Here is an 18,386-nt window from a genome sequence, read left to right on the forward strand (position 1 = left end):
ATTATGGATAGATAAAATGCGCCCAAACATTCCCATCTGGCCCAGCAACTTGATTGACATAACTGTAGGGATACATCAACTTTCTCCCCTCAGTATTGCTGTAACCAGTGAGTGCATCTCCCCAAGGATCTTGCACGATATAACCCTGAGAATTGTAGCCAATGACAGTAAGAATGTGACCGGCAGCAGTAAAATCTCCGGCTAAAACTACTGGCCGCCGATTCAGCAATTCCGATCGCACCTGGGCCCACGTGCGAGTCGTACTAAAACTCGTCTTAAACCCGTAGGCCTGAATCAGCGCCGAAAGCACGCTGTGATCCGTTTGAGAACCCTGGCCGGCATAGTCGAAACACCACTGCAACAACTCATCCTCCAACTGTCCGCCCCACTGAGAACGAAGGCCGTAATAATAAAGCACCATGGCGATCGAAGTTACGTTGCAAGTAGACCAGTCAAAACGCGGATTGTCGCGCTGCGAAAAATACGGCACGTTCAATTCCACATTGTTCGGAACCGGATCGAAAATTTTATCTCCCCGCTTGAACTGAACAAAACTAGGAAAAACATAACCTGTATTGCCCAAATTCGGCAATTCTTCAGTCAGGGAAACTTTCAGGTGAGATCCTTCCGCACCGTAGCTGTTCACGCCGTAAACTCGACCTAAAGGCAACGTAGTTTTCTCGGTACTGCTCAGGCTAGCAGAATCTACCGGCCGTTTTTTAAACACAGTTGCTTGCAAGATTGTCATCGTCAAAGCACCGGGGTCAAAGGGAACTTCTTTGCCGTCTTTTTTAATTTTAACGTCCTGCCAATAAATAAATCCGATATTGCCGAAACCGGGAATTGGTTGGGCGAGAGTTACTCGGAAATGCCCCAAAATGCAGGCATAACCAGTAATGGCATAGGTGCTGCCTAAAGTTATTTGAGCAATTTGATCGGCAGGCAGTTTCGATGAATCTTCGGGTTTAGCTTTAATCTGAGTTGTTTGAGTTACCAACAGTTGAGCGCTGACGTTGCTATTCGGTACGTCAGCCAGGTTAAATCTTAGGATTTGAGTACCTTTGGCCAACTGAACGTCGGGTTCGTAAAAATAGCCAAAAGTGCCGATCGGCCAAATTGCTGAATCCAGAACCACCTTGAGATGCCCGTCCATAAATCCGTATTTGCTCACCGCCAAAGTCTGGCCTGCTTTGACAAAAACTTTTTGCTGATTGTTGAGCCGGGAAGAATCCAGGGGACCTACCTTAAACAAAGTGTCAGAAACTATCTTTAAGGTCAAACCTCGTCCGACAGTTAGCGGATCGGAAGTTACGGTAATGTAAATTATTTGGCTGCCAGTAACGTTGCCTTTGCTGTCAGTTGCCCGCAACCTGAGCCACCGAGCTCCTGCTACGCTAAATCCTTTAGACAAATTAACTTGCCAAGTGCTGGCCTCTTGGTTTAGCGTGACGCTTAGGGGAAATTTATCCTCAGCTATCACGTCAATTTTTGCTGCTTGTTGCCGGTCAAAAGTACCCCGAAGGACGATCGGCTGATTTACTAAAACTTCTGACGGCCCTTGATAAGTTAAATTCACAGCGGGATTAAAAGATTTGCCACCGCGGCTGAATTGCACAAAATCGGGATAAATGAAACCCGTATTGCCAAATTGCGGCAAATTCTCGGTCAGCGAGACTTTTATGTGGCTTTGTTCGATCGAGAATCCGGCAATTCCGTAAATCATTCCCGCCGGCAAAGTAATTTTTTCTTGGGGTGGCAGGCTAGCCGCATTTATCGGCCGCTTTTTAAACACAGTCGTTTTGATGATTGTCATCGTAACTGCATTTCTATCATACTCAATTCCCCTGCCGTCTCGCAAAATTTGGACGTGCTGCCAGTACAGAAATCCCGAAGTTCCTAAGTTAGGAACTGCACGAGCAAAAGCGACTCGGAAATGGTTTTCCACGCAAGCGTAGCCCAGAAGATTGAAAGTTTCTCCCGCGTTAAATTGTAATTTCTGAGTTGGTCCTAAAGTAGCAGAATCTGTGGGGTTGAGCTTTAACCAGGTCTTTTTGATCACCCACAGTAACTGCATTCCAGGCGGCGGGGTCGGCAACTCGGCACGATCGAATATGAGAATTTTGGCGCCTTTGGTTATAAGTACGTGTTTTTCGTAGAAAAAGCCAGAGGTTCCCACCGGAGCAATTGGATTATTTAGTTGAACATTCAGGTGTCCGTCTTCAAACTCGTAGTCCCTAATTTGATAAGTTTTACCTGCTGGTATGTCCGCTTTTTGCAGGTTGTTAAGATTGCTTGCGGGCAGTGTTCCGACTTTGAACTTGGTATCTGTGAGAGTAATTAACGTGAATAATTGAGCGGGTGACCCAGAAGCAGGATTAACTTTGATGTTAATTGTTTGTTGGCCGATAACTTTGCCGGTTTTATCAGTTGCCCTCACCTGCAGTGTGCGAGTTCCTGCGCTATCGAATCCTTTTTCTAAACTGATGTTCCAAAAGCCTCTAGAGAGATTGATCCCCACATTCAGCGCATTTGAGCCTTCTGCTGCTGAAATCGCTGCCACTAGATTTTTGTCAAAAGTGCCAACTAAGACAGCGGCTCTATTGACCTCAATTTCTCGCGGGCCTAAGTAACTCAAAATAATGTTGTTAGTTGTCATTATATATCCCTCTACCTACTTAGTTATTCAGCTAAAGCAAGGATAACTTCTGATTTTATCAAACACAATGACCCGAACCAGGAAAAAATCGCCCCTAGATTCAGCCTACGGGCGGTTAATGCCTTTTCCAGTATAAGTTTTTAACTATTTGCGAGAGTTGCGCCACAAATCTAACTTTAGACGTACCATAAGCACCTTAACCGAATATATGCCTGGTTGAGCGGATTTGTGGTGGAAGTTTTAAGGGAAGGAATTTAATTCGAGTAGGTTGTTTCCCCCTGTACCCTTGACCCCTCGCTTGCTGAGTCAATCGATTTTAGATTTTAGATTTTAGATTTTAGATTTTAGAATTGAAGCATTGACCCCACGGATGAATCCGGGGGCTTGTATCCTGGATGCTTTCGGTCAGGACTTACGAAAAAAACCCGGTTTCTACCAGAATATTGCCTATAGCAACGAGGCATCTAGGAAGAAACCGGGTTTTTAGCCGTTTGGTGCGTCAAGGAAGGTTAGTGCGATCGGCTAAACTTCGACTAAACTATGGTGACGAGAATATCTTGAGCGTGAGTGTCAACTTTCATGGTTTCGCCCTCATAAACTTGAATGATTTTGCCGGTACCGTCGATGACGAAAGTAACGCGCTTGGCATAATCGCCTTTCTCGACATCGTAAGCTTTGGTAATCGTGCCATCAACATCTGCTAATAGCTGGAAAGGCAAACCGTATTTTTCTGTGAACTTTTGGTGCGATTCCTCGTTGTCTCGGCTGACACCGAGAATTACAAGATCTTTGCCCTTGTATTCTTCATAAGCTGCTTTGAAGCTTTGGGCTTGTCTGGTGCAGCCGGGGGTGTCATCTTTCGGGTAGAAATACAGGATTACGGTTTTACCGGCGAATTGGGACAGGGAGACGGTGTTGCCGTTGGTGTCTTTGGCGGTAAACTGAGGGGCAGCGCACCCAACTGGTAATGTCATAGTTTTGTTTCCCTTGCGATTTATAAATGTATTTTAATTGACTTTGTGCTTCGGCGATTGAAAAAGGTATCGGCGATTGAAATCGCTTTTTTTGAACTGGAACTCGAATATGCTACGCTCGTTATTCGAGTTCCAGTTCAAGCAATCACCTTGACTCAAGTCGATTGGCGACGGCGGAAATTCGCAATATCCATCAAAAATACCATAGCTTAAAATGCCTTTTACAGCCAAACTCGTCTAACCTGTCCTAAAATATAAGAGACATCCTATATTAATTCCCTACCATGTCGATCGCCGTCATTAAAGAACATATCGAAATCACCCCAGGAATCTGTGGGGGAAAACCCCGTATCGCCGGACATCGCATCCGAGTTCAGGATATAGTTGTTTGGCACGAACAAATGGGAATGTCACCAGACGAAATTCTGTATCACTATCCAAGTATTACTTTATCTGACATCTATGCAGCTTTAGCCTATTATCACGATCGTCGAGATGAAATTCGCTCGGCAATCGAAGCAGATGCAGAATTTGCCAGCAAATTGAAAGCTCAAACCCCATCGCTATTGCAACAAAAATTAAAAAATCGCCAGCATGGCTAAGATTAAATTTCATCTTGACGAAAATATAACTCTTGCCATAGGGAATGGATTGCGAAGACGGGGAATTGATGTCACCACAACTCCAGAACAAGGAATGCTCGGGCAATCCGACGAACAACAATTAGCATTTTCCCTGTCTCAAGAGCGAGTAATTTTTACCCAAGATACGGATTTTTTAAGACTGCATCATGCAGGTTTGTCTCACGCGGGTATTGTTTACTGTCTGCAAAGCAATAAATCAATTGGGGGAATTTTGCAAGGATTAGTCTTAATTTGGGAGGTACTCAATGCTGAAGAAATGAACAATCATTTGGAGTATTTGTAAAAATAGGCGCTCGTGCAGTGACGATAAGCATTTGCACCCTGAGTATTAATTATAAGCCAGTTGGGACTCTGTTGAGCCTCCATCATAATTTAGGTAGATTTGTGAGAAATCTACTTTCTTGACTATAAATAGGTGATGATAAAAGTAGTAGCTACTCAAAAGTTCTCTCAATGACTTTTATTCCATCCGAAGCGTTTAAATCTATTAGTTATCCGGGCCGCACTGTCAAAAGAGCCGATCGCGCCGTCCGGTGCAGCCCTTTTCAATTACACTTCTTCCAGACAATCCGCGATAACAGTGTTTTCCTAAGTGCGATCGCCTCAAATTCCGGTGTCGAAAGCGGCTACACCCGATCGCCCGTATCCGAACTCGTAGCCGAAAACTCCCTACTCTGGCTGATCCAAGTCGGCGTCCTGCGGCGGGAAGTAGACGGACAAGGGATTACCGACAGTTTTCGCCTCACGCCCCTGGGCCGCCAACTCGTGGAAAAATGGGAACAGGAAGGACAGGGAGTGCCGGCGGCGTCATTGTGCGATCGTATTGGTAATGCTTTTAGCCGCGGATTGGGAGTATTTCTATGAGGGGTTTTCACTTGCCTTAGTCCGACAGTCCGACAGGGAATGAATTCCCTGTCTCATAGCGAAAGTCGGTTAAAACCGACTGCAAGTGTCAATTCAATTCGATGTTGAGTTTCGCCTAAAACCGACTGCAAGTCTAAATTCAAATTGAGGTTGAGTGTCGCATTTCACCTTAATCAACCTCCTCAGTCCTCTTGCAGAGGACTTGCGCTATGAGACAGGGATTTCAATCCCTGTCGGACTCGCCGTCAAACGAGTTAGACCCCTTAAAGCCGTCAAGCGAAGGAGGGGGTTTTAGACCCATTTTCTTGATAAATTAAATGCCCGATCGCTTAACTAATACAAATTAAACTTAAATTAAATAAAAATAATGGTTCAAACCGCTTCTAAACCTTTGACTCTCGCCGAATTTCTCCAACTGTCGGAAACCAAACCCGCCAGTGAATTCATTGATGGTCAAATTATCCAGAAACCTATGCCCCAAGGAAAACACAGCACAATTCAAAGCGATTTGGGTGCTGACATCAACCGGGTACTCAAACCCCAACGCATCGCCCGCGCCTATTCTGAATTACGCTGTACCTTTGGCGGTCGATCGACAGTACCCGATCTTGCAGTCTTTACCTGGGAACGCATTCCCCGCGACGAAAACGGCGAAGTAGCCAACACTTTCGCCATCGCCCCCGACTGGACAATCGAAATTCTTTCCCCCGACCAAAGTCAAACTAAAGTCGTCCGCAACATTCTCCACAGTCTCGGCCACGGAACCCAGATGGGCTGGCTGATTGACCCGGAAGAAGAACTGGTATTTGTCTATTTTGCCGATCGCACCATAGCAGTTTTTGAAGAACCGGGCGATCGCATCCCCGTTCCAACCTTTGCCGAATCCTTCAATCTCACCGTCGATGAAATGTTGAGTTGGCTGACTGATTAGCGCCACCTCGGTTTATGAATGATTTAACCGCAGAGGGCGCAGAGGGCGCGGAGGAGGGATAAGAGAGAGTACCCTACGGATTTGCTTCGATCAAATGTGCGGTCGATCGCTTATACTAAAATATCTGGTTGTCAGCTCTTCAATGACGAGAGATGACTAAAGTTGTCACTACAAACTTAATTATGATTATTTAACCGGACTTGATATCATCACTCAAATAACCGCTAACTACTAACAACTAACTACATAAAACGTTTCTCAAAAATGGAAGCTAAATCTTACAAAGACACGGTAAACCTGCCCAAAACCAAGTTTGATATGCGCGCCAACGCCGTCAAACGGGAACCAGAATTGCAACAATTTTGGGCCGATCAAGAAATCTACGATCGCCTTTCGGAAAATAACCCAGGCGATTTGTTCATCCTGCACGACGGGCCACCCTACGCCAACGGACAACTCCACATCGGCCACGCCCTCAACAAAATCCTCAAAGACTTTATCAACCGCTACCAAATGCTGCGCGGCAAAAAAGTCCGCTACGTGCCCGGTTGGGATTGTCACGGATTGCCGATCGAACTTAAAGTATTGCAGAACATGAAATCGGAGGAGCGGCTAAATCTTACCCCGATCGAACTCCGCCACAAAGCCTCCGCCTTCGCGCAGCAAACAATGGAACAGCAGCGCGAATCCTTCCAGCGCTACGGCGTTTGGGGCGACTGGGAACATCCGTATTTAACCATGAAACCCGAATACGAAGCCGCCCAAATCGGCGTTTTCGGTCAAATGGTGCTCAAAGGCTACATCTACCGCGGCTTCAAACCTGTTCACTGGAGCCCGAGCTCGAAAACAGCCCTCGCCGAAGCGGAATTGGAATATCCCGAAGGCCACACCTCGCGTAGCATCTACGTGGGCTTCCATGTGAAAAAATTGTCAAAATCCCTGCAAACGAAGCTCAAGCGCTATATGCCGAGCCTCTGGGCCGCGATTTGGACGACTACCCCCTGGACGATTCCGGCCAACTTGGCGATCGCCGTCAATCCCGAACTGACTTATGCGGTGGTGGAACCGCCGGCAAATTCCCACATCGCCCAACAATTTATGTTAGTAGCTGTCGATGCGGTCGATCGGCTGTCGGCAACTTTTAACACTCAATTAAAAATACTTGCCACCTTCAAAGGCAAAGAATTAGAAGGTTGCAGTTACAAACACCCGCTGTTCGATCGCGAAAGTCCAATTGTTGCCGGCGGCGACTACATTACCGCTGATTCCGGGACGGGATTGGTGCATACCGCACCCGGCCACGGACAAGAAGACTTTATAGTAGGAAAACGCTGCGGTTTGCCAGTTTTAACACCCGTAGACGAGAACGGAAATTTCACCGCAGAAGCCGGACAGTTCGCAGGTTTAAATGTCCTCGGAAATGGTAATGCCGCAGTGATTGATGCCCTTGCCGAAGTAAATTGTTTGATTAAAGAGGAAAGTTACGCTCACTCTTATCCTTACGATTGGCGCACGAAAAAGCCGACTATTTTTCGGGCGACGGAACAGTGGTTTGCCTCGGTTGAAGGGTTCCGAGATGAAGCCTTAAAAGCGATCGCCGAGGTGAATTGGATTCCCGCCCAAGGGGAAAATCGGATTACTGCAATGGTGGGCGATCGATCGGATTGGTGTATTTCTCGCCAGCGGACTTGGGGCGTTCCCATTCCCGTATTCTACGACGAAGAAACCAACGAACCGCTGTTAAATGAAGAAACGATCGCCCACGTGCAAGCCATTTTTGCCGAGAAAGGTTCCGATGCTTGGTGGGAATTGTCGATCGATGAATTGCTGCCGGAATCTTACCGCAATAACGGCCGCACTTACCGCAAGGGAACCGACACGATGGATGTGTGGTTTGACTCAGGTTCTTCGTGGGCCGCAGTTGCCCAAGGTCGATCGGAATTAAACTATCCTGCTGATATCTATTTGGAAGGTTCAGACCAGCACCGCGGCTGGTTTCAATCGAGCTTGCTTACCAGTGTAGCAACTAACGGCGTTGCTCCTTATAAAACAGTTTTGACTCACGGTTTTGTGCTGGATGAAAAAGGCCGGAAGCAAAGCAAATCTCTAGGCAATGTCGTCGATCCGGCAGTCGTAATTAATGAATATGGAGCCGATGTTTTGCGGTTGTGGGTGTCTTCGGTAGACTACTCGGCAGACGTGCCTTTGGGCAAAAACATTCTCAAACAGCAGTCGGATGTTTACCGCAAAATTCGCAATACAGCTAAGTTTTTGCTGGGCAATTTGCACGACTTCGATCCGGCAAAAGATGCCGTTGCTTACGAGGAATTGCCGGAACTCGATCGCTATATGCTGCACAGAATGGGCGAGGTTTTTGCGGAAGTCCAAGAGGCTTTTGAAAGCTTCCAATTTTCCCGATTTTTCCAAACTGTGCAGAATTTCTGCACGGTGGATTTGTCGAATTTTTACTTGGATATTGCCAAAGACAGACTTTACATCAGCGCGACAGATACCCTTCGCCGCCGCAGTTGTCAGACGGTGATTGCAATTGCTGTGGAAAATTTAGCAAGGGCGATCGCACCTGTTTTGTGTCACATGGCTGAGGATATTTGGCAGTACCTTCCCTATCCAACTCCTTACAAGTCCGTGTTTGAAGCCGGCTGGGTGCAAATTGATGCTTCATGGCATAATCCAGAATTGGCTACTCGCTGGCAGTATTTGCGACAAGTGCGCGGCGAAGTTAACAAGGTTTTGGAAAAAGCCCGGATTGAAAAGGCGATCGGTTCTTCTTTGGAAGCTAAGGTTTTATTGTACGTTCCCGATGTTGAGAAAAGAGAGCAATTGCAAGCTTTGAATCCCAGCAGCGAAGAATTGGTGGATTATGTGCGATCGCAAAATTCAGTCATAGAGTTAGCCGCAGAGGAGAAAGCAAAAGCAGCACAAGATCGACAGGAAGAACAGGCGGCAAAAGTTGCCAAAGTCTTGACAGAAAACACAATTTATGTGGAGGCGGAAACGAGCGCAGAAAAGGGCGATCGAACTTCTGAGATCGTACAGTATTCCGCCCCTGAACTGTCGGCTTCAGATTCGCAGCCAATCTTAGATCAAGCCGCCCAGTTTGTGGCTAATTTGCCTGAATACGCGGGCAACTTTTTCACAGAATACCAAAAAGCGCTGGTAACACTTGGGCTGTTAGCTTCTGTGGTGATAACGGGCAGAGTAACGCTGGCGATTTTGGATACGATGAATCAGATTCCGCTTTTGGGAGGCTTATTAGAAGTCATCGGCATCTTATTTACAATCTGGTTTGTTTTCCGTCACTTGCTGTTTGCCGCCAACCGTCAACAACTGGCTCAAAAGATTGATTTCATGACAGCAGATGTGGTGGGGCGGACAAACACGCTTGTGCTTGTAGAAACAGAGGCGATCGTCCTCGCACCGCCAGTAGATACAGCGCTTGTGCTTGTAGAAACACAGGCGATCGTACCAACAGCCTCAGTAGAAACGGCGCTTGTAGCCACACCGGAAGTCCCGGAAGCAGAATTAGTTGCGATCGAACCCAAACCTGAAATTCCTGCTGAAATAGCTGTAACGCACGATTCTACAATGACCGGCAAGGGTGTAGATGAACTGCGGTATTTGTTCATTACTTCGGAAGTGGAACTGGTTGAATCGAATGCAGCGATCCAGGAATTGCCGTACAGTTATCAGTCTCCAGAGTTGGCGATTGGTGTAGTGAAAGCAGACGGGGAAAAGTGCGATCGCTGCTGGAACTACTCTACTCACGTCGGAGAGTCGATCGAACATCCGCTAATTTGCGAACGCTGCGTTTCAGCAGTAGACGGCAAATTCTAATGTAGGGTGCGCTTCGGGAAAAAATCTTGAGTTTGTGGTTGCCACATTCAGCCCGAAGCGCACCCTACAATAATTTCATTTACTTATTTCTGATTAAAAAAACGGCAGACGATTTCACCAGGGTTGTTTTGTCCAAACGCCAAAACAGTTCCATCTTTCTTAACTGTAGTGCGATCGCGGCAATTGTAGACTTCCAGAGGCTGTTTAACTCCGCCCACACTAAGAATTACCCTGTATTCCCAATAGTTTTTCGCACTGCGTTTGATATCGACAATGCAAATCTCGCGCCCTTGATAATTGCGGCATACAGAGGCCTCAGCAGGAAGGGCCTTCCCGAAAAAAGATATTAATAGCAACAAGCAGCAAACACATTTCATCATCAGCCAAATTACTAAGTCCTATATTACGTTTTTTGATAATTAACTGACAGTATTTTGCAAGCGACTTAGCAATTGGGCGCGCCCTCAAGTCGCGACATCATAAGATAGCTGAACCATACCAGAACTGTATGTCTGACATCCAGTTAACTGCAAAGTTGTAGTATTTATCGGATTAACAAATAAAGGGATTCCCTCGCCTAAAATAATCGGGTGCACCGAAAGAATCAATTCGTTGACAAAGTTTTGATTCAGGAAATCGCGAATCAGCAGAGAACCTCCCACCAACCAAATATTCTTGCCCTCAAGCAAGAGCAAATCATTGACAAAACTCTCTAAGTCTGTTACCACTTCCACATCCGAAGTGGCTTGAAAATCTAGATTTTTCGTAAAAACATAACTCTTTTTTTCCTGGTACGGATACTCGCCAAAAGTTAGAACTTGTTCGTAAGTCTTTCGACCCATGAGAACCGTATCGATGCTATCTAAGAATTTAGTATAACCGTAATTTTGGTCTGTAAACAGCCAGTCAATATCGCCATTCGAGCGAGCGATATAACCGTCCAGACTAGATGCAATGAAGAGTACAATTTTACGCATGGCAACACCTAGATAAATGCTCTACAGATACTTTATAATACTATAGGCGCTTTCAGTAGTCGGGAAGTACGTTTTGATAATTTGTAATTTATCGGCTGTATCCCACCTATTTCGCCATCGCCCTTGTCACTTCCAAAAACTCGCGCAAAATCGGCGAATTATCGTCGGCCCTCCATACCGCTGCCATCGGAACAGTTGGCGTAGATTCCGCAATACTTTTATAAATAACGCCCTTCCGTTGAATATTTTGAGCATTGGCCGGCAGCAAGGCAATTCCCACGCCGCCCGCGACTAAGCCGAGTATGGTCAGCATCATTGTCCCTTCTTGAATAACATTAGGAGAGAAACCAAATTGTTGGCATAAATGTTCTATTTGCTCGGACAAACCGGGCGCAAATCGACGAGAGGGAAGAATAAAGGCTTCCTGTGCAAGTTCTTTTAAAGAAACTTGAATTTCGTTAACTAACCGATGATTTTCTGGTAGTGCCACAATCAAAGGTTCTTGCCAAATCGTCACGGAACATAAATCTGATTCTTGAATCATTGATGACATTAAATGGAAAAACCCAACATCCAAATGCCGATCGCGCAGTGCTTGCAATTGCAGCGATGTTGCTAACTCCCGCCAAGTCAGTTCCACTTTGGGAAATCGATCGCGAAAAACTCGTAAAATATCAGGCAACAAACAGTTAGCCATTGAACTGTTAAAACCGACAATCAAACGCCCGATTTCTCCGCGACTGGCGCGTTTTGCGGTTTTGACAGCATTGTCCACCTGCGCGAGGATCAAACGAGTTTCTTCTAAAAAAACCTGTCCTGCCCAAGTTAACTGAAGGGGTCGTTTAGTGCGATCGAACAACTGCACCTCAATTTCCTCTTCCAGTGCCATAATTTGCTGGCTGAGAGGAGGTTGCGCCATGTGTAAACGCTCTGCAGCGCGACTGAAGTTCAACTCTTCTGCTACTGCAATGAAATATCGCAAATGTCGAAGTTCCATTAATTAGCCTCTACTATATCTTTTAAATATAGCTTACAACTGAATTAAATATTGGACATATACTACCACCTTAGCTAATCTGGATAGTAAGACGTTATTAATCTCAAGTCAACAGACTTCGAGAGATATTGCTGCAGTTGGAATAGGAAGTTATTTGTTTATGAACCAAATTAAACGTGTTGCCATAGTGGGAGGAACCCACGGAAACGAACTCACAGGAATTTACCTCGTGAAGAAATTCGCTCGCGCGCCAGAGTTAATTGGGCGAGCGACTTTTGAAACTATCACCCTGCTGGCCAATCCCAAAGCTTGCGAAATCGGGACACGCTACATCGATATTGACCTCAACCGCTGCTTTAGAAAGCAAGATTTAGAAAATCCCCATCTCTCCAGCTATGAAGCACAGCGGGCGAAAGAAATCTACCGCATTTTTAGCTCAAAAAACACTCATCTGCCCAACGTAATTATCGATTTGCACAGCACCACATCCAACATGGGGCTAACTTTTATTCTCGCCAGCCATCATCCATTTAACCTGCAACTAGCAGCTTATTTAACATCAGTGTATCCCCACCTCAAGGTACTCGCTTCTACAACCAAGAATCATGAGAGTCCTTTGCTGCGATCGCTTTCGGTATTAGGCGGTACGCTGGAAGTTGGTGCAGTGTCGCAAGGGGTATTAGATGCGTCTTTATTTCAGCAAACTGAGCAACTTGTCTGCGGAATTTTAGACTGCGTAGAAGCCTACAATCAAGGCACCCTGCCTGCTGCAAAGAATCCCCTGACTATTTATCACACCATTGGGGCGATCGACTATCCCAGAAACGAGAACAGAGAAATTCAGGCAATGATTCATCCTCATCTGCAATCCAGAGATTATCAAGCCCTAAATCCCGGCGATCCGATGTTTTTGACCTTGGATGGTGACTCGGTGTTGTATGAAGGTAAATCAACCGTTTATCCCATTTTCATTAACGAGGCTGCTTACTACGAAAAAGGAATTGCCATGTGTTTTACCCAAAAGCTAATAGTCAGTCTTGAGTAGAAATTTAAAAATTATTATTGAGAATTTTCAGGCGACATAAACTCCTCTTTAGAAGCTGTAGTAAAAGAACGCAATTCCTTCCATATTTCCAAAGTGATAATACAGGTAATCAGCCACACCAAACCCGCCGTATAACCAGCAATAACATCGGTAGGCCAGTGAACTCCTAGGTAAAGCCGGCTCAAACCAATACCAGCAACTAATACAACTGTCAAGCTGTAAATAAACCAGCGCTGTTTGGGAAAGCGGGTAGCCAAGAAATATCCTAGCAAACCGTAAATAACCATTGAAATCATCGCGTGTCCGCTAGGAAAACTGTAAAAGCGAACGTCAACAACGCGCTCCCAAAGTTGAGGTCGATCGCGGGCAAAAAGTTTTTTTAACAGTAAATTTAAACCGATCGCCCCACCACCCGCGAGCGCAATAGTTGCAGCTTCCGAGCGGTGATTGCGCGCTAGCAAAACAATACCCAACGTCAGACAAATCACTAGCAGCAAATTCGGCTCTCCCAAAAAGGTAAAGCCCAGCATTATTTGATCGCGCAGGGGAGTGTGCAATTGCCTCAGAGCTAGTAAAATAGAGGTATCGAAAGCGTAACTTTCTTTTTCCAACACGTCTTCGGCAATAGTGGCAAATCCCCACATCGCCAAAGCCGCAACAGCAAGCCCGGTAAGCCGAATTATCGAAATGAGCGATCGAATTTTAGAACCCATTCTTGAACTAATTAAAATTTTAAAATTTCCAACTTAAAATAATACAACAAAGATAGGAAACGAAAACGCCTTACCCATCGTCTAGATTCTTAAGCAACTATATTCTGAACCATTAATTGATTTTTCACTACCCACCTCAGCTTTTACATCCAATCGGCGAATGACTATACTCTCCACAAAATACATTTCTGCAATTTTGTTGACCTTGGGGTTGACAAGTCTTTCTAGCTGTGCTACCAACAGCGGAGTAAGTGCGCCGATCGCCGAAGCCCACACGATCGCCCAGCGTCTCGTCTCGACCGCAGTCGCGCAAAAGCCGAACCACCCGCAATTCGGCCAGCCGATCGACTGTACCCTAGGCAAAGACTGTTTTGTAATGCTGTATTTCGATCGAGAACCCGGCCCCACCGCCGTCGATTTTGGCTGCGGGCGCCAAACCTACGACGGGCACGACGGCACAGATTTTGCCATTCCCGACGCCAAAGCAATGGCAAAAGGAGTTCCAGTGATTGCCTCCGCAGCAGGCAAAGTTTTGCGAACACTAGATGGTGTGGTCGATCGGCGTTTACAAAACGAGACAGACAAAGCCAGCGTCGCAGGCACAGAATGCGGCAACGGCATCGTAATCGACCACGGCGCAGGCTGGGAAGCCCAATATTGCCACCTCCGCAAAGGCAGCGTTGCCGTCAAACCGGGGACGCAGGTAGAAAAAGGCGCGGTTTTGGGTATGGTGGGAAACTCTGGGGAGGCATCTTTCCCCCACGTGCACGTAACTTTTAGCTATCAAGGCAAACCCGTAGATCCGTTTGTCGGCCCCGACGCGAAGTTAGGCTGCAACATCGCCCGCAATCCAATTTGGGACAAGCCTCTAGACTATATTTCCACAGGTTTAATCCGCGCTGGTTTTGCCAATAAGCCGCCAGACGAAAACACTGTTTGGGCCGGACAATTTTCCGAGACTCAACTCCCTGCAAACAGTCCAGCTTTGTTGTTTTGGGTGCAAAGTTACGGAGTGCTCAAGGGCGATCGCGAACAATACAAATTATTTGCACCCAACGGCACAACTATCGCTGCCCCGACCAATGAAATTAAAGCCCCTAGCCTTACTTGGTTGGGTTATGTCGGCAAAAGAAACAGTACAAATTCTCCTCTAACTCCCGGAGTTTGGCGGGCCGAATACCGATTGATGCGGGGCGATCGAGTTTTGACAGAAGTCAAGCGAGAAGTAGAGTTGCGTTAGTCGCCAAGTTACTCATACCAAATTCCTTTGAAAACGAGAATGAAATATGTTAAAATAACAACAATATTTTTTCATTTTTGAGGGTCAAGTTTTCCTTGCCTCGTAATAAAAGTGCCATACAGCCACTTCACCAACCTAGAAATGATTGAAACCAACTTTGGCATAACCATTGCTGACAAAGTTGGTATTTTTGCCGATTTACCCGACGCCGAGTATAGCGATCTTCTCAGCCAAACTCTGCAAGAAAACATTTCTTTAGCTTTAGCAATTAATACCGAAAAAGCTCGCTCCGAATTAATTGTCACACCTATTTTAGTAGAACTTAGAAAGCAGTTTAAGTATCAAATTAGCTTTTTTTCAGGAAAAGAGTTTAATGTAGATTTAGAAAAAGGCTTAACGGGTTTCTGTGATTTTATGATTAGTCGTTCTCCCGAACAACTGCTAATCAAAGCCCCCGTAGTCGCCTTAGTAGAAGCTAAAAATGATAATATCCAAGCTGGGCTTCCACAATGTATGGCAGAAATGATTGCTGCTCAAATTTTTAATGAAAGAAGAAACAATAATATTTCTGAAATATTTGGAGTGGTCACAACAGGAACAAATTGGAAATTTTTACGCCTTAGTAATCAACTTATGGAAGTTGATTTAAATGATTATTTTATTGATAATATTAGTAAAATTATTGGGATCTTAAAATATTTGATCGATGCCACTAACCTATGAAACTGGGAGCCAATTTATGAAATTTGCTCAATATAGATAAATTTAACAATAACTTAACCATAATTTTTACAAGATCACAAATTCTCCGGGACAATGTAGCTTTCATCAGCTTGTTGTCACCGGCTCGATCACTCGTTTTTCCCCGTCGAACGCGAGCGTTCGGGAGCGTGGTTTGGATGGGGACAATTTAGGGCAAATTGTTCCAAGCTTGAGCCACAATGTCGCTCAGCCATAGCCTCTGAGCAAAATCGAGCAAATTGTCGTCCGCGAGTACCTCAGCCTTCAATTCATCCAAAGACTGAGATCGCGATCGAGCTATTTGAATCACACCCGCGATCGCCGACGCCACCAATTCTTCATTCAGCGGCTGCTGTCGCAAAGCAATCATTTCTTGAGGATTCGTAGGAATGGGATAATTCATAGAAGTGCATACCGAAAGGAGTAGATATTCAGCCACTGCGCCCCCACCGACAGCAAGAGCGATCGAAAACCTAAAAATCTGAGAACATTGTAAACTTATTTAAAACTCAATAAGTATTCGGGAGTATAGCCTACTTTGCTCCCTTGTCAACTCCCCCATCTTTATTAATTTATTCAGAATTGAGAGCCTAATCATGCAAGAAATTCTTTATCTAGAAGTCCCGACGCCGGATACAGCAGCCGTCTGCACTTGGTTGCAGCACGAATTCGATCCCGGAATCGGAGAAAAAATTATTACTGCTGACGGCTTTCGACTGCTTTCACCAGCCACAACAGCCGAGGTTCTCAAGTCTGGAACTCAAAATGCCAATCCCAAACCCCCCTTCGCTGACCCCAATTCAGGAAACCCAAATTGGCGATCGACAGAACTTTCCACCTTTGTCTGGTCACTGCAACGCACCACTTATTTAAAAGTCTTTCGTCTAGAAGAGGCGCCTGCGGGAGAAAAAAAGTTCCTGGAAGCTCTGAATCTTGCTGTGAGAAACAAGTTTCCCGATCGCTACCCTGAACCCCCTGTCATAGACCTCTCCAAACAGTCAATTTTTGACGCTCTTGCCCCCTATTACCCCCTGACCGTCAAATACTTCCAAAAAATGCCTCAAGGCGAATACGACCTCAAGCGCGTCTACTGGTGGGAGCAACGTTGGCGCGAAGGCACTCGCAATCCTCAAAAGCCAAAACAAGTAGTGTTTTTGAAGGAAGAGGGAACAGGGAAGAAGGAAGAAGGAAGAGGGAAGAAGGAAGAGGGTACAATTTCGGTGTCTGATTCTGGTGATACTTTTTATGACTTAATTTATATTGGCGGGGCCTTGGGAGTGATTCACGCCGCAGTCATGGCGAGATTGGGCTACCGGGTGCTGCTAGTTGAGCGAATGCCTTTCGGGCGGATGAATCGCGAGTGGAATATTTCGCGGGACGAAATTCAAAGCTTAATTGATTTGGGTTTATTTACTGCTGCGGAAATCGAAACTTTGATTGCCAGAGAATACAAAGATGGCTACAACAAGTTTTTTGATGCTAACAATCCGCCCGTGGCTCAAGCGCCAATTCTGCACACACCAAAGGTACTCAATGTAGCTTTGGACGGCGAGAAATTGCTGAATTTAGCGGGAGTGAAGCTAACAGAAGCTGGTGGAGAAATCTGGGACGAAACAGAGTTTCTCCGAGCCGATGTTGAAGCCGAAAAAGTAGTAGTTCAGGGTCGCCACTTGCCGACAAAAGCCGATCGCACTGCATTAGGACGGCTGTTGGTGGATGCAATGGGTTCGGCTTCTCCCATCGCTTGGCAATTGAACGAAGGGCGGACTTTTGACAGCGTTTGTCCGACAGTGGGAGCAGTCATCGACGCAGGATTTGAGCCGGGAGTGTGGGATTCCGAGTACGGGGATGTGCTCTACACTCACGGGGACATTTCCCGTGGCCGCCAGCTCATTTGGGAGTTGTTTCCCGGCGCCGGCACAGAATTGACAGTTTATCTATTTCACTACCACCAAGTACATCCCGATAATCCCGGTTCTTTGCTGGAAATGTACGAGGATTTTTTCGCAATTTTGCCGGAATACCGCCGCTGCGATGTCGATAAATTGGTGTGGAAAAAACCGACCTTTGGTTATATTCCGGGGCATTTTAGCAGCAACAGCAGCGATCGCTCCGTGGCGATCGATCGCCTAATCTCGATCGGCGACGCAGCATCATTGCAATCTCCCCTCGTTTTCACAGGGTTCGGCTCTCTTGTCCGCAATCTTTTCCGCTTAACAGACCTTTTGGATACAGCTTTAAAGCACAATTTGCTGACGGCAAATCACTTAAACCAAATTCGCGCCTACCAGAGCAATGTTTCAGTAACTTGGCTATTTTCTAAAGGCATGATGGTTCCTACCGGGAGCAGTTTGCCACCTCAAAGAATTAATTCAATTCTCAATACCTTTTTCGGTATTTTGGCAGCCCAAAAACTCGCCGTAGCCGAAACTTTTATCAAAGACAGAACCGACTGGCTAACTTTCAATCGGCTGGCGATCGAAGCAGCCGGAAAAAACCCTTCTCTCCTAATGTGGATTTTAGATTTTGTCACCTTGAGGGATATTTGGCGCTGGCTGGGAAGTTACTTGAATTTTACTCTGCTGGCTTTTGCCACTTTGCTGTTCGGATGGCTTCCCAGCTTCGCCCGCAGAGTACAACCTTGGTTGGAGCCCCGGTATCCGGCTGTTTGGCTGTGGCTGTTGGCTACCAGCTATGCTCTCACCTACGGCATGGGAAAGGGGAGAAAAGAGTGTTGAGTGTTGAGTTT

Annotated in this window: 16 protein-coding genes; 9 read left to right on the forward strand and 7 right to left on the reverse strand. The window is 46.0% G+C overall.

Annotated features, from left to right (window positions below; genetic code table 11):
• Position 1: 1 nt before the first annotated feature.
• Both NDI35_RS02140 and NDI35_RS02145 read right to left on the reverse strand, forming a co-directional pair.
• The gene (locus tag NDI35_RS02140) at positions 2-2,656 is read right to left on the reverse strand and encodes a C39 family peptidase (RefSeq protein WP_445311289.1); all 2,655 of its coding nucleotides are present in this window, start codon (positions 2,654-2,656) and stop codon (positions 2-4) included.
• Between the two features lie 533 nt (positions 2,657-3,189).
• On the reverse strand, positions 3,190-3,630 hold the full coding sequence (locus NDI35_RS02145) for a peroxiredoxin (protein ID WP_242723459.1): 441 nt from the start codon (positions 3,628-3,630) through the stop codon (positions 3,190-3,192).
• Between the two features lie 284 nt (positions 3,631-3,914).
• Between NDI35_RS02145 and NDI35_RS02150 the strand changes: the two genes are divergently transcribed.
• The 5 genes from NDI35_RS02150 to ileS all read left to right on the forward strand — a co-directional run bounded on the left by NDI35_RS02150 (position 3,915) and on the right by ileS (position 9,924).
• A complete protein-coding gene (locus tag NDI35_RS02150; RefSeq protein WP_445311290.1) occupies positions 3,915-4,232 on the forward strand; it encodes a DUF433 domain-containing protein in 318 nt (105 codons plus the stop codon).
• Positions 4,225-4,557, forward strand: coding sequence for a DUF5615 family PIN-like protein (locus tag NDI35_RS02155; RefSeq protein ID WP_445311291.1), 333 nt, complete (start codon positions 4,225-4,227; stop codon positions 4,555-4,557). The genes NDI35_RS02150 and NDI35_RS02155 overlap by 8 nt, the downstream gene beginning before the upstream one ends.
• Before the next feature lie 170 nt (positions 4,558-4,727).
• Entirely contained in the window at positions 4,728-5,138 is a 411-nt protein-coding gene (locus NDI35_RS02160) for an Npun_F0494 family protein (RefSeq protein WP_445311292.1), read from the forward strand.
• A 367-nt stretch (positions 5,139-5,505) separates the two neighbouring features.
• Positions 5,506-6,069 carry a Uma2 family endonuclease gene (locus NDI35_RS02165; protein WP_445311293.1) on the forward strand — a complete coding sequence of 188 codons (564 nt, stop codon included), beginning with the start codon at positions 5,506-5,508 and terminating at the stop codon, positions 6,067-6,069.
• Positions 6,070-6,333: 264 nt separating this feature from the next.
• The gene (gene ileS, locus NDI35_RS02170; protein WP_445311294.1) at positions 6,334-9,924 is read left to right on the forward strand and encodes an isoleucine--tRNA ligase; all 3,591 of its coding nucleotides are present in this window, start codon (positions 6,334-6,336) and stop codon (positions 9,922-9,924) included.
• 83 nt (positions 9,925-10,007) lie between these two features.
• On the opposite strand, the gene NDI35_RS02175 is transcribed toward ileS, so the two are convergent.
• The 3 genes from NDI35_RS02175 to NDI35_RS02185 form a co-directional block, all read right to left on the reverse strand.
• Complete coding sequence (locus NDI35_RS02175) at positions 10,008-10,304, reverse strand: hypothetical protein (RefSeq protein ID WP_445311295.1); 297 nt, start codon at positions 10,302-10,304, stop codon at positions 10,008-10,010.
• 84 nt (positions 10,305-10,388) lie between these two features.
• Positions 10,389-10,901 (reverse strand): dihydrofolate reductase family protein, encoded by a 513-nt coding sequence (locus NDI35_RS02180; protein WP_445311296.1) that lies wholly within the window; start codon positions 10,899-10,901, stop codon positions 10,389-10,391.
• 106 nt (positions 10,902-11,007) lie between these two features.
• Entirely contained in the window at positions 11,008-11,898 is an 891-nt protein-coding gene (locus NDI35_RS02185; RefSeq protein ID WP_445311297.1) for a LysR substrate-binding domain-containing protein, read from the reverse strand.
• 160 nt (positions 11,899-12,058) lie between these two features.
• On the opposite strand from NDI35_RS02185, the gene NDI35_RS02190 reads away from it, so the two are divergent.
• Positions 12,059-12,943 (forward strand): aspartoacylase, encoded by an 885-nt coding sequence (locus NDI35_RS02190; protein ID WP_445311298.1) that lies wholly within the window; start codon positions 12,059-12,061, stop codon positions 12,941-12,943.
• Positions 12,944-12,957: 14 nt separating this feature from the next.
• Here NDI35_RS02190 and NDI35_RS02195 read toward each other — a convergent pair whose 3' ends face one another.
• Entirely contained in the window at positions 12,958-13,656 is a 699-nt protein-coding gene (locus NDI35_RS02195) for a phosphatase PAP2 family protein (protein ID WP_445311299.1), read from the reverse strand.
• A gap of 160 nt (positions 13,657-13,816) precedes the next feature.
• Here NDI35_RS02195 and NDI35_RS02200 point away from each other — a divergent pair, with 160 nt between their 5' ends.
• The gene (locus NDI35_RS02200; protein WP_445311300.1) at positions 13,817-14,896 is read left to right on the forward strand and encodes a M23 family metallopeptidase; all 1,080 of its coding nucleotides are present in this window, start codon (positions 13,817-13,819) and stop codon (positions 14,894-14,896) included.
• Between the two features lie 141 nt (positions 14,897-15,037).
• Positions 15,038-15,619 (forward strand): hypothetical protein, encoded by a 582-nt coding sequence (locus NDI35_RS02205; protein ID WP_445311301.1) that lies wholly within the window; start codon positions 15,038-15,040, stop codon positions 15,617-15,619.
• A gap of 187 nt (positions 15,620-15,806) precedes the next feature.
• On the opposite strand, the gene NDI35_RS02210 is transcribed toward NDI35_RS02205, so the two are convergent.
• Complete coding sequence (locus NDI35_RS02210) at positions 15,807-16,040, reverse strand: hypothetical protein (RefSeq protein WP_190662685.1); 234 nt, start codon at positions 16,038-16,040, stop codon at positions 15,807-15,809.
• 193 nt (positions 16,041-16,233) lie between these two features.
• Here NDI35_RS02210 and NDI35_RS02215 point away from each other — a divergent pair, with 193 nt between their 5' ends.
• Positions 16,234-18,375 (forward strand): NAD(P)/FAD-dependent oxidoreductase, encoded by a 2,142-nt coding sequence (locus tag NDI35_RS02215; RefSeq protein ID WP_445311302.1) that lies wholly within the window; start codon positions 16,234-16,236, stop codon positions 18,373-18,375.
• Positions 18,376-18,386: the final 11 nt, after the last annotated feature.

Source organism: Microcoleus vaginatus FACHB-2002 (assembly GCF_040004035.1).
Classification (GTDB): Bacteria; Cyanobacteriota; Cyanobacteriia; order Cyanobacteriales; family Microcoleaceae; genus Microcoleus; species Microcoleus vaginatus_C.

Excerpts from the sequence above, each read along its gene's own strand:
- NDI35_RS02140 (WP_445311289.1), bottom strand. The coding sequence starts at position 2,656 with ATGACAACTAACAACATTATTTTGAGTTACTTAGGCCCGCGAGAAATT.
- NDI35_RS02145 (WP_242723459.1), bottom strand. The coding sequence starts at position 3,630 with ATGACATTACCAGTTGGGTGCGCTGCCCCTCAGTTTACCGCCAAAGAC.
- NDI35_RS02150 (WP_445311290.1), top strand. The coding sequence starts at position 3,915 with ATGTCGATCGCCGTCATTAAAGAACATATCGAAATCACCCCAGGAATC.
- NDI35_RS02155 (WP_445311291.1), top strand. The coding sequence starts at position 4,225 with ATGGCTAAGATTAAATTTCATCTTGACGAAAATATAACTCTTGCCATA.
- NDI35_RS02160 (WP_445311292.1), top strand. The coding sequence starts at position 4,728 with ATGACTTTTATTCCATCCGAAGCGTTTAAATCTATTAGTTATCCGGGC.
- NDI35_RS02165 (WP_445311293.1), top strand. The coding sequence starts at position 5,506 with ATGGTTCAAACCGCTTCTAAACCTTTGACTCTCGCCGAATTTCTCCAA.
- ileS (WP_445311294.1), top strand. The coding sequence starts at position 6,334 with ATGGAAGCTAAATCTTACAAAGACACGGTAAACCTGCCCAAAACCAAG.
- NDI35_RS02175 (WP_445311295.1), bottom strand. The coding sequence starts at position 10,304 with ATGATGAAATGTGTTTGCTGCTTGTTGCTATTAATATCTTTTTTCGGG.
- NDI35_RS02180 (WP_445311296.1), bottom strand. The coding sequence starts at position 10,901 with ATGCGTAAAATTGTACTCTTCATTGCATCTAGTCTGGACGGTTATATC.
- NDI35_RS02185 (WP_445311297.1), bottom strand. The coding sequence starts at position 11,898 with ATGGAACTTCGACATTTGCGATATTTCATTGCAGTAGCAGAAGAGTTG.
- NDI35_RS02190 (WP_445311298.1), top strand. The coding sequence starts at position 12,059 with ATGAACCAAATTAAACGTGTTGCCATAGTGGGAGGAACCCACGGAAAC.
- NDI35_RS02195 (WP_445311299.1), bottom strand. The coding sequence starts at position 13,656 with ATGGGTTCTAAAATTCGATCGCTCATTTCGATAATTCGGCTTACCGGG.
- NDI35_RS02200 (WP_445311300.1), top strand. The coding sequence starts at position 13,817 with ATGACTATACTCTCCACAAAATACATTTCTGCAATTTTGTTGACCTTG.
- NDI35_RS02205 (WP_445311301.1), top strand. The coding sequence starts at position 15,038 with ATGATTGAAACCAACTTTGGCATAACCATTGCTGACAAAGTTGGTATT.
- NDI35_RS02210 (WP_190662685.1), bottom strand. The coding sequence starts at position 16,040 with ATGAATTATCCCATTCCTACGAATCCTCAAGAAATGATTGCTTTGCGA.
- NDI35_RS02215 (WP_445311302.1), top strand. The coding sequence starts at position 16,234 with ATGCAAGAAATTCTTTATCTAGAAGTCCCGACGCCGGATACAGCAGCC.